Annotated in this window: 17 protein-coding genes; 6 read left to right on the forward strand and 11 right to left on the reverse strand. The window is 68.2% G+C overall.

Annotated elements, in window-relative coordinates; genetic code table 11:
• Positions 1–42: 42 nt before the first annotated feature.
• The 3 genes from QZ853_RS11640 to QZ853_RS11650 form a co-directional block, all read right to left on the reverse strand.
• Complete coding sequence (locus QZ853_RS11640) at positions 43–225, reverse strand: hypothetical protein (RefSeq protein WP_295573248.1); 183 nt, start codon at positions 223–225, stop codon at positions 43–45.
• An 11-nt stretch (positions 226–236) separates the two neighbouring features.
• The gene (locus QZ853_RS11645) at positions 237–530 is read right to left on the reverse strand and encodes a YkgJ family cysteine cluster protein (RefSeq protein ID WP_106551109.1); all 294 of its coding nucleotides are present in this window, start codon (positions 528–530) and stop codon (positions 237–239) included.
• A 229-nt stretch (positions 531–759) separates the two neighbouring features.
• Positions 760–2,121 carry an Hsp70 family protein gene (locus QZ853_RS11650; protein ID WP_295573251.1) on the reverse strand — a complete coding sequence of 454 codons (1,362 nt, stop codon included), beginning with the start codon at positions 2,119–2,121 and terminating at the stop codon, positions 760–762.
• Positions 2,122–2,294: 173 nt separating this feature from the next.
• On the opposite strand from QZ853_RS11650, the gene QZ853_RS11655 reads away from it, so the two are divergent.
• Positions 2,295–2,630, forward strand: coding sequence for a zinc ribbon domain-containing protein YjdM (locus QZ853_RS11655; protein WP_295573254.1), 336 nt, complete (start codon positions 2,295–2,297; stop codon positions 2,628–2,630).
• 6 nt (positions 2,631–2,636) lie between these two features.
• Here QZ853_RS11655 and QZ853_RS11660 read toward each other — a convergent pair whose 3' ends face one another.
• On the reverse strand, positions 2,637–3,788 hold the full coding sequence (locus QZ853_RS11660; protein WP_295573256.1) for a transglutaminase domain-containing protein: 1,152 nt from the start codon (positions 3,786–3,788) through the stop codon (positions 2,637–2,639).
• A 240-nt stretch (positions 3,789–4,028) separates the two neighbouring features.
• Here QZ853_RS11660 and QZ853_RS11665 point away from each other — a divergent pair, with 240 nt between their 5' ends.
• From QZ853_RS11665 to QZ853_RS11680, 4 genes are all read left to right on the forward strand, one after another.
• Positions 4,029–4,631 (forward strand): hypothetical protein, encoded by a 603-nt coding sequence (locus QZ853_RS11665; protein ID WP_295573259.1) that lies wholly within the window; start codon positions 4,029–4,031, stop codon positions 4,629–4,631.
• A gap of 47 nt (positions 4,632–4,678) precedes the next feature.
• Positions 4,679–4,852, forward strand: coding sequence for an oxidoreductase-like domain-containing protein (locus QZ853_RS11670; protein WP_295573260.1), 174 nt, complete (start codon positions 4,679–4,681; stop codon positions 4,850–4,852).
• A complete protein-coding gene (locus QZ853_RS11675) occupies positions 4,849–5,466 on the forward strand; it encodes a DUF998 domain-containing protein (protein WP_295573263.1) in 618 nt (205 codons plus the stop codon). The genes QZ853_RS11670 and QZ853_RS11675 overlap by 4 nt, the downstream gene beginning before the upstream one ends.
• A gap of 78 nt (positions 5,467–5,544) precedes the next feature.
• A complete protein-coding gene (locus QZ853_RS11680) occupies positions 5,545–6,891 on the forward strand; it encodes an AcvB/VirJ family lysyl-phosphatidylglycerol hydrolase (protein WP_295573266.1) in 1,347 nt (448 codons plus the stop codon).
• Between the two features lie 84 nt (positions 6,892–6,975).
• On the opposite strand, the gene mprF is transcribed toward QZ853_RS11680, so the two are convergent.
• Positions 6,976–9,540: a bifunctional lysylphosphatidylglycerol flippase/synthetase MprF gene (gene mprF / locus QZ853_RS11685; protein WP_295573268.1), complete on the reverse strand. Its 2,565-nt coding sequence runs from the start codon at positions 9,538–9,540 to the stop codon at positions 6,976–6,978.
• A gap of 191 nt (positions 9,541–9,731) precedes the next feature.
• Between mprF and QZ853_RS11690 the strand changes: the two genes are divergently transcribed.
• A complete protein-coding gene (locus QZ853_RS11690) occupies positions 9,732–10,079 on the forward strand; it encodes a RidA family protein (RefSeq protein ID WP_049465077.1) in 348 nt (115 codons plus the stop codon).
• Between the two features lie 64 nt (positions 10,080–10,143).
• Here QZ853_RS11690 and rnfB read toward each other — a convergent pair whose 3' ends face one another.
• From rnfB to QZ853_RS11720, 6 genes are all read right to left on the reverse strand, one after another.
• Complete coding sequence (gene rnfB / locus QZ853_RS11695; RefSeq protein ID WP_295573273.1) at positions 10,144–10,557, reverse strand: Rnf electron transport complex subunit RnfB; 414 nt, start codon at positions 10,555–10,557, stop codon at positions 10,144–10,146.
• Positions 10,558–10,582: 25 nt separating this feature from the next.
• The gene (locus tag QZ853_RS11700) at positions 10,583–11,173 is read right to left on the reverse strand and encodes an HAD family hydrolase (protein WP_295573499.1); all 591 of its coding nucleotides are present in this window, start codon (positions 11,171–11,173) and stop codon (positions 10,583–10,585) included.
• Positions 11,174–11,251: 78 nt separating this feature from the next.
• Positions 11,252–13,348 (reverse strand): methionine--tRNA ligase, encoded by a 2,097-nt coding sequence (metG, locus tag QZ853_RS11705; RefSeq protein ID WP_295573275.1) that lies wholly within the window; start codon positions 13,346–13,348, stop codon positions 11,252–11,254.
• A gap of 103 nt (positions 13,349–13,451) precedes the next feature.
• Positions 13,452–13,895 (reverse strand): DUF2147 domain-containing protein, encoded by a 444-nt coding sequence (locus QZ853_RS11710; protein WP_295573278.1) that lies wholly within the window; start codon positions 13,893–13,895, stop codon positions 13,452–13,454.
• Between the two features lie 364 nt (positions 13,896–14,259).
• Positions 14,260–14,664, reverse strand: a complete 405-nt coding sequence (locus QZ853_RS11715; RefSeq protein ID WP_295573281.1) for a VOC family protein — start codon at positions 14,662–14,664, stop codon at positions 14,260–14,262.
• Complete coding sequence (locus QZ853_RS11720; protein WP_295573284.1) at positions 14,661–15,731, reverse strand: serine hydrolase domain-containing protein; 1,071 nt, start codon at positions 15,729–15,731, stop codon at positions 14,661–14,663. Before QZ853_RS11720 ends, QZ853_RS11715 begins: the two co-directional genes overlap by 4 nt.
• Positions 15,732–15,742 lie beyond the last annotated feature (11 nt).

The raw sequence follows: 15,742 nt of genomic DNA on the forward strand, positions 1-15,742 counted from the left end.
CAGGCAGGCCGCGGCGGCAGCGCCGCCGCGGTCAGGGCCGGGTCAGCTGGCTTTCTTCAGCGCCCAGGTGTTGCCGAGGACTTCGATCTTGCCACCGGCCTTGCGGAACGCAGCGAGGTCCGAAGCGATCGAATCACTGCTGACAACGGTGCTGGCGGCCGCGCCCTTGCGTTCGCTGCGGATGCTGTTGCTGGCCTTCGCGGGGGTCTTTGCCTTGCGGGGCATGGTTGCTCCTGTCAGGTGGAAGGGGAGGAAAGCGCCCAGGCATCGGCCTGGCGCAGGTAGTCCTGCCGCTCGCGGCGGCAGTCATCGCCGCCCATCGAAAACTGGCGGCAGATCGCCGGGCGCTGCGAATAGATCGTGCAGCGCAGGTGATAGGGATCGATCGCCGCGCACCAGCCTTCCTCGTTGCGCGCCATCACGGCACGGCCGTGCGCGTCGCGCGAAAGGAACTGGCCGGGCACCTGGTCGCCGGGCTGCAGCAGCACGGGCAGCCGGCAACAGACCGCGTCACAACGGCGGCAGTCGATGGGTGCAGGTGCTGCGTCAGGTTGTAAGGCCTCTGGGGCCTGGCGGGTGCCCAAAGCGGGTCTCGATGGCGGCTCCGGTGGTACGCGGACCATGAACGAGCCAGGAAGGCATGGCCGCTAGGCCCGCAGGGCGGGCCGGGCTGCACGGCAGACACACACCAGCGTGGCCGGTGGAAGGTGCAGCGGAGTTCTAGCCGACCAAGAGTAACTTAGATGGCGTAACGTTTTGTTAATCCTGGCTGGCTGCCGCCAGCGCCAAGCCCTGGACCACGCCCAGCGAGGGTTCGCCGTGGACCATGCGTGCGCCAGGGAAGGCTTCGGCCACAACCTGGCGCAGGTAGCCGGCGCGGGACATGCCGCCGGTGAGGAACACCGCATCGGGGTGGCCGCCGATGTCACTGCGAACCTGCGCCAGCAGTTCGCGGATCTGCTCCAGGTAGCCATGCGCCGCCGCGGCCAGGCCCTCGGCACTGCTGTCGGCGTGCAGGTCGCGGGCGATGTAGTCCAGCGTGCTGCGGTGCTCGCTGGCCGCGCTGAGGGCGATCTTGGCGCGCTCGACATCGCGGTATAGACGCGCGGTGTTGCCGGTGTCCTGCAACGCCTGCAGGCGTGCGCCCCACGGATCATCGACGTGGTCGTACTTGTGCTGGCGGAAATCGCGCTGGCGGGTCATGTCCTGCACGGTGGCCGCTTCGACGTAGTGATGGGCGGGCACGCGGGTGATGCCGCGGCCGAACAGCGGCATGTAGCTGGACAGGCTCAGCGCCAGGTCGATATCGGTGCCGCCGCGGGCGATGCCCCAGGCGCGGTGGATGCGTGGGGCGTCGTCGCCGCCAACTTCGGCATGCGCGATGTCGGTGGTACCGCCGCCGATGTCGACGATCACCGCCTGGTGCCGTTCGCGGCTTTCAGCGTGGTAATGCATGGCCGCCGCGGCCGGTTCCTCAAGGAAATCGATCTGGTCGAAACCGGCCTGGGTGGCGGCTTCGCGCAGGATGTCCAGCGCCTGGTCGTTGCCGGCCGCGCCGATCGAGCTGCGGAACTGCACCGGGCGGCCGAGCAGTGCCGCGCGCAATGGCTGGCCGAGCTGGGCGCTGGCGGTCAGGCGGATATGTTCGAGGATGTGTGCGGCGATGCCGGTGATGGTCTGCCTGGCGCGCGGGTGCAGGTTGTAGCCGAGCATCGACTTCGGGCTCTGCACCAGGTTGCCTTCGTGTTCCTCGAAATAGGCTTCCAGTGCTTCATCACCGTAGACCGCGTTCTGCAGCAGGTCGCTGGCGCTGCGCTCCTGGCCGGCGCGCGCTTCCATCCATTCCCGGCGCAGGGCGCGCAGGGCTTCGCGGCGCAGCGCCTGCGGCGTACGTTCCTGGCCGGCGGCGCGCGCTGCGCGGGCGGCACTGTCGATCATCTGCTGCAGCTGGTGTTCCTGCCCGTCGTCGAGCTGGAAGTCGTCAGGGTCGGGCACCACGCCGGGGAAATACACGCTGGTGCGGAACTGCTCGGCATCGCCGAAATGGATCGGCAGCAGCTTGCCCTCATGCACGATGGCGGCGGCGGAGTTGCTTGTACCGAAGTCGATGCCGAGGCGCATGGGGAGTTCCGGAGGGGGCAGGGGCCGCGCACTCTGCTGCAGTTCGCCGTCGACTGCAAGTGTTCAGCGCCGCCGCTTGCGGGTGGGCGGGACCGGCCGCAAGCCGTGCGGGAGTGGCCCGATGGACGGGCGGTTACAATGGCTGCTGTTGATTCATTTTGAGGTACTTGCCGATGTCTTCCGCCCCCGCCTGCCCGCAGTGCACCCTGGAGAACACCTACGCCGATGGCGCGCTGTGGATCTGCGCCGATTGCGGTTTCGAATGGACCACCGAGGAAAGCGCCGGTTCGAGCCTGGTGGTGCGTGACAGCAACGGCAATACCCTGCAGGCAGGCGACACCGTCACCGTGATCAAGGATCTGAAGGTGAAGGGTTCCTCGATCCCGCTGAAACAGGGCACTGTGATCCGCAACATCCGCCTGGTCGAGGACGATGCCGAGCACATCGAAGGCAACTCGGACAAGATCAAGGGCCTGGTGCTGAAGACCTGCTTCCTCAAGAAGGCCTGATCGCGCTCAGCGCCTGGCCTGCTGCTGCGCGCGCCAGCGGGCCAGGCTGTCCAGCTTGGCCTGGTAGCGCGCCTGCTCCGGTGCACCGCCCAGCAACTGCGCGCGCGTCAGTTCACGGTCGGCACGCCCAAGCTGGCCGGACAGGAAGTACACCCGCGCCAGACCGAAATGGAACTGGTGCGCGGTGTCGTACAGGCGCACGGCCTGCCGGTAATGGCGGATGGCTTCGGCCAGCTTTCCTGCACGTTCGGCCTGCGTGCCCAGCATGTACTGCGCGAACGGATCCTCGCGCTGCACCGACGCCAGGCGGCGCGCCAGTGCATTGGCCTGCGCATCCAGCCCCAGCCGCCGATACAGTGCGCTGGCGTTGGTCAGCGCCGCATCCTGGCGGCCGTCCAGGCGCAGGGCGCGGTCCAGTGCCTGCCGCGCTGCATCGGCGTTGCCCTCACGGCTGTCGAGCACGCCGAGATTGTTCCAGACCGAGGGGAAGGCGCGATCCTGCACCACCGCAGCATCGAAGAACGCACGCGCGCCGGCGAGATCATTCTCGGCCATCCGTTCCGCACCGCGGTTGTTGTAGAAGTGGGCGAGCGCACGTGCGCGGCTGACCGGTTGCGGGCCGTGGCGGTCGTACAGCACGTTGCGATCAAGATCGACCGTGGCGTAGCGCCCGGCTATTTCCACGCCGGCATTGACGTGGCCGACGCTGTAGACCACGCCGGCGTCCTGATCCTGGTACCACGACACCACCTGGCCGACTTCCTGTACCCGCGCCTGGATGCCGGCTTCGCGCGCCAGCGCCACGAACATCAGGGTGAACGCCAGGCAGTTGGCGCGACGTTGCTGCCAGACTTCGCCCACGGTGTAGGTCGCGTTGGCGTCGTACTGCAGGTCCAGGCCTTGGCGGCCGAAGATCATTTCCACCAGCGCCTGCAGCCGCTGCTCGCGCGACGAACTGCGGCCGATGACCTGCGCCTGCAGCATGACGCGCATCGCAGGAGGAATGGCGAAGACCTGTTCCGGCGACGGGACATCTGCTGCGGCGATGATGCCGGCGGCAGGCGCTGCGTCGATGCGGGGGCGGTCCTGCCCGCAGAGCGGAAAGGCCAGCGAGGCGGCCAGGGCCAGAACGAGGATGCGGGCGGAAGAACGGTGCATGGCAGTTCCCGGCAGCGGCGGGCGCTCCCGCCTGGGGCGAGTGTAGACCCGTGGCGCCAGCGCTGCAGGGACCTCGGGTCGGCGTGTTGTCGGCGTGGGCGTTCATCCACAACCGGTGTGGACCAGCGCACGACAAAGCTGTGGACAACCGCGTCCAGGCCCTGCACAGCAAGCGTTGTGAGTGTGTGGTGAAAAAAGCACCAGCTTGCCGCGCGACAGCAGAGGCGGGATGATCCGGGCATGGACTTTTCACCGCTGACGCTTGCTCCGGCGCAGTGGCAGGCGCTGCAGGACCAGTACGCAACGCCGCCACGGGCCTACCACCACTTCGGCCATGTGCGCGCGGTGCTGCAGCACTGCCAGGACGTGGCCGACGGTCCGGGCTGGCGGCAGCCGGCCGAGGTGTATCTGGCCGCGCTTTACCACGATGCGATCTACCAGGCCGGGCGCAAGGACAACGAAGCGCGTTCGGCGCAGCTGGCGCTGCAGGCAATCGCGCAGGCGCCGGAACTGGCCGGCGTCGATGCCGCACGGGTGGAGCAGCTGATCCTGCTGACCGCCCGCCATGGCGACCTGCGCGCAGACGACGTCGATGCCGAGGCCGCGCTGTTCCTGGACTGCGATATGGCGATCCTGGCCGCGCCGGAACCTGTGTTCGCCGCCTACGACCGTGGCGTGGCCGAAGAGTACAAGGGCGTGGTGCCGGGCTTCCTGTACCGCGCCGGGCGTCGCCGCTTCCTGCGGGGGCTGCTGCGAGCGCCGCGCATCTTCCTCAGCGACTTCTTCCATCAGCGCCTGGATGCGGCGGCCCGAGAAAACCTGCGCCGCCAGCTGGGCCGCTGAGCCGGGCCGTTACACTGGGGCCTGTTTTCCGGATACCGCCTGCCACCGTGTCTGCTCCCGATCCCGATCCGCGTCCGCTGCCCCCCGAAGAGCCCGGCCCCAACGAATGCTGCGGCAGCGGCTGCCCGCTGTGCGTGCTGGACCTGTATGCCGATGAGCTGCAGCGCTATCGCAAGGCGTTGGCCGAATGGAAGGCACGGCATCCGGAGGCAACGCCATGAGCCGTGCACGCCCGGCGGCAGTGCTGGCACTGGTGGCGTTGCTGCTGTTCGTGGCCACTGCGCTGTGGACCCAGTTCGCACGCACCGACCTGGACTGGATGCGGGCCACGCTCAGCCTCTACCTGCATGGCCCGTGGGGGCTGGCGTTGCGCGTGGCGTACTGCGTGCTGGCGCTGGCCATCGCGGTGCTCGGCATCGCGCTGTATCGCGGCAGCGTCGGCCCACGCCGCAGCGCTGCCGCACCGCTGCTGTTCACCGTTTCCGCGCTGGGCCTGTCCACCGTCGCCATCGGTGACAGCTGGCTGCCGGACGCAACCCCGCTGCTTGCACCGTTCATCCATGGGTTGGCGGCCAACACCGCGTTCCTGTGTGCCAGCGTGGGTATGCTGCTGCAGGCCTGGTACCTGCGCCGCGAACCGGGCTGGCAGTCTGCCGCTGGCCTGCTCTGGGGCTGGGCCTGGCTGGCGTTCGTGCTGTTGTGGCTGCATGTGCTGTGGCGCGCCGGTCCGCCACGCGGGCTGGGCCAGAAGGCCGTGATCGTCGTGATCTTGGGCTGGCTGTTGTACCTGGCGCTGGCGCTGTACCGGCGCAGTCGCCGCACCGTGGCCCACTGAATCCCCAACGGCCTGCGCCGGTACGTGCCGTGCACGCGGCGGCGGCGTATCGTGTGCGCATTCCATCGGGGACGCGATATGAAGCGTGCAGGGCTGGGCAGGGCAATGGGTGTGGTTCTGGCGCTGGCGGCGCTGCCGGCAATGGCGGCGGCCAACGTGCAGCAGTTCAGCCACGGGCGGTTCGAGCAGATTCCGGTGCACATGCCGGCCGGCACGCCGCAGCGGGTGGTGATCTGGTTCCATGAACCCACCGCCGGTGGTGATACCAGCCGCCTGCCGATCGAGGCCCTGCGTGCTGATGGCGCGATGGTCGCGGCCGTGGACATCGCGCATCTGCGCGGCGTGCTCAATCGCGAGGGTGATCCGACCTGTTCGTTCGGTTCCGGCGACGTCGAGAACTTCTCGCGCTGGCTGCAGGCGTCCTTGCATCTGCCCGGCTACCACCTGCCGCTGGTCGGTGGTGACGGCGAAGGCGCCGAGATGGCCTATTCGCTGGCGGCACAGGCCGATACCCAGGTGTTCGCCGGCCTGCTGACCACCGGCTTCTGCCCGGACCACAGCCACGAGCGCATGGTCTGCGGCGACGGTGTGAAGCACAACACGTTGCAGCCTGCCGAGTTGAATTTCCCGTGGCTGAGCGCTGCGGGCGACCACGGCTGCAAGGTCGGCGAGGCCAGCCGGTTCGTGCAGCAGGTGGCGATGGCGCGCGAATTCAAGCGCACTGCACGCGGCGATGCTTCGCCCGGGCTGGTCGCGGCGGCGCGGGTGATAGGGGCGCAGGCGGGCGTCAGCCTGGCGCCACCGCCGGCCGCATTGAAGGGGCTGCCGGTGGTGGAAATGCCGGCCACCGGCAACGGCGACACCCTGGCCGTGTTCGTCTCCGGCGATGGCGGTTGGGCCGGCCTGGACAAGGAGGTGGCGTCGTCGCTCAACGAGCATGGCGTGGCCGTGGTCGGCATCGATTCGCTGCGTTATTTCTGGAGCGAACGCACGCCGAAGGGTTTCGCTGCCGACCTGCAGAAGGTCATCGACCACTATCGGCAGCAGTGGCGGCGCGACAAGGTGATGCTGATCGGCTTCTCGCAGGGCGCCGATGTGCTGCCGGCGACGATCAACCAGCTCGATCCCGCTTCCCGTGAGGCGCTGAAGCGCATCGTGCTGCTGTCGGTGGGCAAGAAAGCCGACTTCGAATTCCACGTCAGCAACTGGCTGGGCGGCGGCGGCGGCGGTCTGCCGATCGCACCGGAAGTGGCGAAGCTGCCGGCCGCCAAGACCTTGTGCGTCTATGGGCAGGATGACGAAGACGCGCTGTGCCCGGGCCTGCCGGCCAACGATGGCGTGCAGAAGGTGAAGCTGCCAGGCGACCACCACTTCAATGGCGATTACGACCGCCTGGCCGACGTGATCCTCAAGGGCGGCGCGTAAAGCGGACGGGGGGGGCGAACCAACGGTTCGCACCCGCCAGAGCGAGCCGGTAGCGTCGGGCCATGCCCGGCGACAAGCGGCGCGTCAGCTCCGCCGCGGGTCCAGCGAGATCAACCGGGTGGCATCCAGCAGCGCTGCCGGCAGGTGCATGCCGCCCGGGGCGGCCAGGTAGCGTGGCCGCCACTGCGGGTCGAACTTCGACTTGAACCGGCGCAGGCCACTGAATCCGTAGAAGCGTTCGCCATGCCGGGCCAGCAGCCCGGCCAGCCGGTTCCAGCGGCCCGCCAATCGATGCTGGGCCAGCCCGGATAGCGGCGCCATGCCCAGCGAGAAGCGTGCATAGCCCTGCGATCGGCCCCACAGGAACAGCTCGATGAACAGGAAGTCCATCGTGCCCTTCGGTGCTTCGTTGACGTGACGCATCAGGTCGACCGACAGCTCGGCACCGGCCGGTGCCTGCCACAGGTTGGCGAACGCGACGATCTGGCCTTCGGCTTCGACCAGTGCCACCGGAAAGCGCGCCAGGTAGTCCGGATCGTAGCTGCCCAGCGAGAAGCCCTTCTCATCGCCGGCCTTGTCTTCCAGCCAGGCGTTGGAGATCGCGTGCAGGCGCGGCAGCAGGCTGGGAATTTCCTCCACCGGTGCCACGCGGAACGATAGGCCGCTGCGCTTGCCGCGGTTCCAGGCTTGGCGCAGGTCGGCGCGCTCTCGGCCTTCCAGGCCGAAGTCGTGAAGTGGCACGATGGCTTCCTCGCCCAGCTTGACCAGGCCCAGGCCCAGGTCCAGATAGGTCTGCCAGTAGGTTTCACCCACCTGGTAGAACACCGGACGCAGCCCCAGCCGGTCGGCTTCCTCGCGGAAGCGCCAGATCAACGCGCGCGCGACCTCGGGCGGGCCGACCGGATCGCCCATTGCAATCAACGAGCCGCCATAGCGCTGCATCATCACGAAGCCTTGCCTGGCATCATCGCGCAGCACCGCCTTGTCGGCAGTCAGCACCAGGCAGGCCTGGGTGTCGGTGGCGCCAGCGAGCACCGGTGCCAGCGATTGCAGGGTGGCTTCGTCGGCGGCCGGCAGCGGACTGCGCGTGCTGTGCAGCAATCGCGCCAGGCCAAACATCACCAGCGCGATGGCGACCACCAGCAGCGCACGCAACGCACGCGGGGCGTTGCCAGACACCGCGAATTCCCACCACAGCTCGTTCTGGTACTCGACGTGGCTGTAGGTGAAGAACAGCAGCCAGGTGACCGCGACCAGCACCAGCCCGAGGTTGCGCAGCCATGGCCACGACCACGCTTCATCCAGCAGTGCGCCCTGGCGGTAGAACTCGCGGCGCGCAGCCCACAGCGCCATCGCCGCCAGCACGGCGGACACTGCGATCAGCCATTGGCCACCACGTAGCCACAGCGGCAGCGGGGTCACCACGCACACCGCCATCGCCAGCATCCACGCCGCATGGCTGCGCCGGGCCAGGCCCTGGCCGATCAGCAGCAGCGCGACGCCGCTGAGGCTGCCGATCAGGTGCGAGGTTTCCAGGATCGGTAACGACGCATTGACCAGGTGCCGGCGTGGCGTGGGCAGGGTGCCGTCGATGACCAGCGCGGCACCGATGCTGAACACCGCCAGCGCGATGATCTGTGGCAGCCAAGGCCGCAGGGCATTCCAGCCGGCACGGGTCGCGCCGGCGCTGGCCTGCAGCGGTTGCCGCAGCGCAGGCGCCAGTGCGAGCAGGGTGGCCAGCACCAGTGGCAGCACATAATAGGTGACGCGGTAGATCAGCGCAGCGGCCAGCACTGCCGCGGGCGCGACCTGCGGCAGCAGCTTCAACAGGCTCCACTCGAACACGCCCAGGCCGGCCGGCACGGTCGAGACCAGACCGGCCAGCACCGCAACCAGGTACAGGCCGACGAAGCCGGGCAGGCCGGTGGGAGTGGAGTCGGGCAGCAACACATAGAACGCCGCGCTGGCCAGCACCAGCTCGATCACGCTGAGCGCGGTGACGCCGATCATGGTGCGGCGGTCGGGCAGCCACAAGGCGTGCCCGAGGATGCTGAACTGACGACCATCGCGGCCGACCAGCACCAGGGTGGCCGCATAGGCCACAAGCGCGACGATGCCAACCACGCGCACCGCATCCGGGTCCAGCGGCAGTGCCAGCGCCGCCGCCGCCGGTTCCATGCACAGCGCCACGCTGATCAGCAGCCATGCACCGAACACGAAGCCGAGCGTGCTCATCAGCACCACCTGGCCGATCTGCGCCAGGTCCAGGCCGGCGGTGCGATAGCCGCGCAGGCGTACCGCGCCGCCGGTGAGTGCAGCAAAGCCCACGGTCTGGCCTAGCGTGTGTGCCAGGAACGCGGTGATGCCGATGCGCGCCGGATGCACGCGGATGCCGCTGCGGCGCAGGCCGATGGCATCGAAGCCGATCAGGCACGCGTAGCTGGCCAGGCCGAGCAGCACGGTGAGCGCGATCTGCGTGCCGCTGAGCTGATGGAAGGCATGACGGATGGCGCGGTAGCCGTTCTCATCGAACTCGTTGGCCAGGCCGTGCAACGCAAGCGCGAGGATCAGCAGCGGGACGACGATGGTGAGGACCCGCTTCCATGCCGGGGTGGAGGGAGTGGTGGCGGGGTCGGTGGTTTCGGTCATCGGCGCAAGGGTGCGTCAGGGAGGGCGAGGGCGGTGTCAACACGGGCGTGGCGCATCGTGCGCCTGTCGCTGGCATTTGACCAGCGCTGCTGTCGGAAGCCGGTAGTGACGCTGCGCGGAGGCTTGCCTGCACCCACCGTTGATCGGTTTGGAGGACAATGCAGGCCTGATCACCCGCAGGAGCCACGCCCATGATGGAGCGTTACGACGTCGGACCGCGCATGTCCGAAATGACTGTGTACAACAAGGTCGCCTACCTTTCCGGCCAGATTCCGGAGGACACCAGCCAGGACATCACCGGGCAGACCCGGCAGGTGCTGGCCGAGATCGACAAGCTGCTGGCGCTGGTGGCCAGTGACCGTCAGCACGTGCTGCGCGCCGAAGTATTCCTGGCCGACATCGCCGACTTCGAAGGCATGAACAAGGCGTGGGACGAATGGGTGGTCGAGGGCGCAACCCCGGCCCGCGCCACGTTCGAAGCCAAGCTGGCCCACGCCGAGTGGAAGGTCGAGATCGTGGTAACAGCGGCCGTGCCGTAACCATTGAACGGGGTCGGATGCCCTTTCCGTTGGAAAAGGCATCTGCCCCCTTCTGCAGACACCGTTACAGGGGCAGCATCTCGATGCAGTCCACCGGGCACGGCGGGATGCACAGTTCGCAGCCGGTGCACAGGTCGGCGATCACCGTGTGCATGTACTTGGCACCGCCGACGATGGCGTCCACCGGGCAGGCCTGGATGCACTTGGTGCAGCCGATGCAGTCGGCTTCCACGATCAACGCCACCTGCGGCGCCTTGTGCTCGCCGCGCGAACGGTCAAACGGCAGCGCCGGCACGCCCAGGACCTGGGCCAGCGCACGTGCACCGGCATCGCCACCGGGCGGGCAGCGGTCCACACCGGCCTCGCCACGCGCCATCGCCTGCGCATACGGGCGGCAACCGTCGTAGCCGCATTGCCCGCATTGGGTCTGCGGCAACAGGCGGTCGAGGCGTTCGGTCAGCGGCGGGATCAGGCTCATGCGTGGCGAAGGCTGCGCGTTGGGGTTACTTCATGGGTTTGCCGCGGAACCAGCGCTCGTGGGCCAGAGCCAGCATCGGCTTGTCTTCGGAACTGTCACCGTAGGCATGGATGCGCACGTAACGCGACAGATCGAACCGGCGGCGGATGTGCTCGACCTTGCGCGGGCCACAGTCGCCACCGGCGTAACGACCGGTCAGGCGTCCGTCCTGGCTTTCCAGCCGGTTGCAGATCAACTGCAGGCCCAGCTGCTCGCACCACGGCCGCAGGTACAGGTCCAGCGAGCCGGACACGATCACCACGGTGTGCTGCTGCTCCTTGTGCCAGCGGATCTGCTCCAGCATTTCCGGGCGCACCACCTCGGGCAGGAACTCGCGCGAGAAGCCGACGGCCAGCGTGGCGATGTCGTCACTGTGGCGGTCGCTGAAGGTCAGCCGGGTGACCCGCGCACGGATGCGTTCGGCCGAGATCAGCTTCAGCTTGTACGCGAGCAGCCACGGGCCGACCTTCCACCAGGCCTGCGCCAGCTGTTCGGCAGTGGCCACGCGGCGCAGGAAACGGCCATAGGTATCGCAGGTGGTCACGGTGTGGTCGAAGTCGAACAGCGCCAGTTCCATTCCGTTGCCTCCCATCGCATTGCCTCCGGTGGCCGGTGGTGCCGGCGGGCGTGGCCGCAACCACGCCCGCTGCGGGCATCAGCGAACCGGCATGCCCGGCTGCGCGCCGCTGTCGGCGTCGAGCAGGGCCAGCGCGCCGCCGTCGAAACCGGCCGACAGGATCATGCCTTCGCTCAGGCCGAAGCGCATCTTGCGCGGGGCCAGGTTGGCGATGAACACCACGCTGCGGCCGACCAGCGTCTCCGGCTCGCCGTAGCTGGCGCGGATACCGGAGAAAATCTGGCGCTTGCCCAGCTCGCCGGCGTCCAGTTCGAAGCGCAGCAGCTTGTCCGAACCGTCCACGAACTCGCAGACCAGCACCTTGCCGATGCGCAGGTCGAGCTTGGCGAAATCGTCGATGCCGATATAGGCCGGGGCGTCGGCGCCTTTGGCATCGTCCTTGGCCGTTGCCGCTGCGGCCGGCTTTGCGGCCTTTACCTGGGATGCTTCAACCTTGGCGGCGGGGGCGGCAGCGGCGGCCGGCTGCAGGGTGTCCTTGGAGGCGTCGATCATGGCGTCAATCTTCTTCGGGTCGATACGGGTAAACAGCGGGGTGTATTCAGTGATGCGGTGGCCCAGCAGCGGCTGCGCCAGCTCGGTCCAGTCGTTCACCGGCGCGGCTAGGAAGGCCTCGGCCTGCGCGGCGGTGGCCGGCAGCACCGGCTTCAGCGCGGTGACCAGTACGCGGAACAGGTTCAGCCCCTGGCTGCACACCGCCTGCAGCTGCGCGTCGGCGCCTTCCTGCTTGGCGATCACCCACGGCTTGACGTCGTCGATGTAGCGGTTGGCTTCGTCGGCCAGGGTCATGGTCAGGCGGATCGCCGCGGCCGGGTCGTTGCGCTCGTAGGCTTCACGGATCGGCGCCAGGCCATCGACGAAGCGCTGGTACTGCGCCGCGTCGGGCAGCTGCGCGGCCAGCCGGCCATCGAAGCGCTTGCTGATGAAGCCGGCGCAGCGGCTGGCCAGGTTGACGAACTTGCCAACCAGGTCGGCGTTGACGCGGGCAATGAAGTCACCCAGGTTCAGGTCGAGGTCGTCCACGCCACCGCCGGACTTGGCGGCGTAGTAGTAGCGCAGCGCTTCGGGTTCCAGCCCGGCGTCGAGGAAGGTACGTGCCATCACGAAGGTGCCGCGCGACTTGCTCATCTTGGCGCCGTCCACGGTCAGGTAGCCATTGACGTGCAGGCGGGTCGGCGCGCGATGGCCGGTGCCGTGCAGCACCGCCGGCCAGAACAGGCCGTGGAAGTTGACGATGTCCTTGCCGATGAAGTGGTGCAGCTCGGTGCTGGTACCGGCACGCAGGTGCGCTTCGAAGTCCTCGCCAATCTTCCCGCACAGCGTCTGGAAGCTGGACAGGTAGCCGATCGGCGCATCCAGCCAGACATAGAAGTACTTGCCCGGCTGGCCGGGAATCTGGAAACCGAAGTACGGCGCATCGCGCGAGATGTCCCACGCGCGCAGGCCGCCTTCGGCATTGAGCCACTCACCGAGCTTGGCCTTCACGCCCGGCAGCGCCACATCACCGGTCAGCCATTCGCGCAGGAACGCGTCGAAGTGGCCGACCTCGAAGAAGAAGTGCTCCGAATCGCGCATTTCCGGCGTGGCACCGGAGATCACCGAACGCGGTTCCTTCAGGTCGGTCGGCGCGTAGGTGGCGCCGCACACTTCGCAGTTGTCGCCGTACTGGTCGGGGCTGCCGCAGTTCGGGCAGATGCCTTTGACGTAGCGATCGGGCAGGAACATGCCCTTGGCCGGGTCGTAGAACTGCGCCACCGAACGGCGGCTGATGTGGCCGGCCGCTTCCAGCTTCAGGTAGAACTGCTCGGTCAGCGCCTGGTTGGCCGACGAATTGGTCGAATCGTAGTGGTCGAAGGCCACGCCGAAGGCGGCGAAATCGCGCTCGTGCCCGGCCTGGATGTTGGCGATGAAGGTTTCCGGAGTGACTCCGGCCTTCTCGGCGGCCAGCATGATCGGCGTGCCATGGGTGTCGTCGGCGCAGACGAACCAGGCCTTGCCGCCGCTCATTCGCCGCGCACGCACCCAGATGTCGGCCTGGATGTAGCCGACCAGGTGGCCCAGGTGCAGCGGGCCGTTGGCGTAGGGCAGGGCGGTGGTGACGAGCGCGGTACGGGTCATGGTCGCGGGGGTGAAGCCGAGGGGAACCGCAGAGTATCGCATGCCCGCAACGCGGTGACCCGGCCGGGGCCGGGTCACGGGGGTCCTGCGCTGGCCTGGGCGGTTACTCGCGTATCCAGGTCTGGGTGCGGCAGATGAAGGCGATGCAGCCGGCCACGTCCAGCTTGGCGCCGCCGGCCTGCAGTTCCATCTTCGACTTGTAGGTCTTGCCGTTGGCCGGGTCGAGGATAGTGCCGCCGGACCACTTGCTGCCGCCATCGGACTTCAGGTTCCAGAGGATGGTCATGCCCTTCACCGGCTTGTTCTTGTTGGCGCCTTCGCAGCCATCACAGACCGGGTTCGGGCCCTTGTCCGAGTGCAGGATCTCGACCACCTTGCCGGTCAGGGTGCCGTTGGCGGCCTGGCTGATCTCGACGATCGACTTGACCTTGCCGGTCTTGTCGTCGATGGTCTTCCAGCGGCCGGCGGCACTGTCGGCGGCCTGAGCCGAGAGCGCGGCCAGGCACAGCGGCAGCGCCAGCAGCAGGGTCTTGAAGGTCTTGCGCATGGTCCCCTCCCAGGGTTCATTCCGGCACGATGCCGGTACAGGTCGACTGTATACCCATTCGGCGGGGTATGGGGAAGGGGGGGCTTGCAGGGCTGCGCCCTGCACCCGCAGAGGCAACAGCAACAGCAACGGCGGGATTTCGTCGGATGGCGGGGCGGGTCCGTTTGCGGGGGCCGCTGCAAGTACGTCCCTGTAAGCTCGGTCGCCGCATCCATGCGGCTCACGCCCCCGCAAACGGACCCGCCCCGCCTTCGACAGGTTCCGTGTGCTGTGGGTAGGTGTCGACCTTGGTCGACACGGTAGAGCCACGCCATGCGTGGATGACGTTTCCGGTGGCGGCGGTCGGGTCAGATCGCAAGGGGCGTCAACCGACTTCGTACAGCTCCAGCGGCAGACCATCCGGATCGGCGAAGAAGGTGAAACGACGGCCGGTGTATTCGTCCACCCGGATCGGTTCGCAGTCCACGCCGTGCTCTGCCAGGCGCTGGATGAACGGTTCCAGTGTGGCCACGCGGAACGCGAGGTGGCGCAGGCCCTGGGCTTCGGGGCGGCTGGGGCGCGGCGGTGGCGAGGGGAAGGAGAACAGCTCCAGCTGGCCGCCGTCGGGCAGGGCCAGGTCCAGCTTCCAGGAGTCGCGCGCGGCACGGTGGTTCTCGGCCAGCACGCGCAGGCCAAGGATGCGCACGTAGAAATCCTTCGATCGCGCATAGTCGCTGCAGATCAGCGCGGCGTGGTGAATGCCCAGCAGGGCGTCCGGAGCAGCAGTCATTGCAGGGAGTCCAGCCAGCGCTGGGCGATCTTCAGCGCCAGCGGATAGGGTTCGGGGTCGTTGCGATTGGTCAGCACGATCACGGTCAGGTGCTTTTCCGGATGGCGCAGGATCACGTTGCGGAAGCCGATGCTCTCGCCGCTGTGCCACTGCACCGGGCCGTTCAGGCGCCAACCGAAGCCGTAGTGCGGCACATCGGTTTCCGTGGTGGCGGTGGCCGGGCTGAACATCGCGCGGCGCGACGGCTGCGACAGCAGGCGGTCGTCATACAGCGCGGCATCCCAGCGGGCGAGGTCGTCCAGCGAGGAGTAGATGCCGCCATCGCCGAGCACGGCGCTGGTGGTGCTCTGGTCGGTGCGTTGCCAGTGGCCGTCGATCCAGCTGTAGCCGTAGGCACGCGCGGCCACCGTATCGACGCCGTCCTGATGCGCCACGGTGTGGGCCATGCCCAGCGGCGCGAAGATGCGCTGCTGCAGGAAGGCGGCGAAGTCCTGGCCGGAGGCGCGGGCAACGATCAGTGCCAGCAGCGCATAGCCGCTGTTGCTGTAGCGGTACTGCGTGCCGGGCGCGAAGTTCAGGCGGTCCTGGCGCGACAGCAGGGTCAGCACGTCGGCGTCATGCACCTGACGCGTGTCGGCCGGGTCCATCAGGTCTTCGTAGTCGAGCAGGCCGCTGGTATGCGAAAGCAGCTGGCGCAGGGTGATCGCCGCGGCCGCTGGTGGCAGCTCGGGCAGCCATTGCCGCGCGGGCTGGTCCAGGCCCAGTCGGCCGTCTTCGACCAGCAGCAGCACCGCTGCGGCGGTGAACTGCTTGCTGATCGAGGCGAGCCGGAAGGTGCTGGCCGGCGTCACCGCCGTGCTGTCTTCCACTACGGCCAGGCCGTAGCCGCGGCGGAACACGGCTTGTCCGTCGTGCAGCACCAGCACGGCTGCGCCCGGCACCTGACCATCGTAGGCCTGCATCAGGCCATCGATGCCCGCATCCGGTGGGGTCAGCACCGGTGCGGCGGTGGTCGCCAGCGGCAGCAGGCCCAGCGCGGCGGCGATCAGGACGATGGCAGGGCGCATGGCAGCTCCGG

This window comes from uncultured Stenotrophomonas sp. (genome assembly GCF_913778665.1).
In the GTDB taxonomy this organism is placed as follows: Bacteria; Pseudomonadota; Gammaproteobacteria; order Xanthomonadales; family Xanthomonadaceae; genus Stenotrophomonas.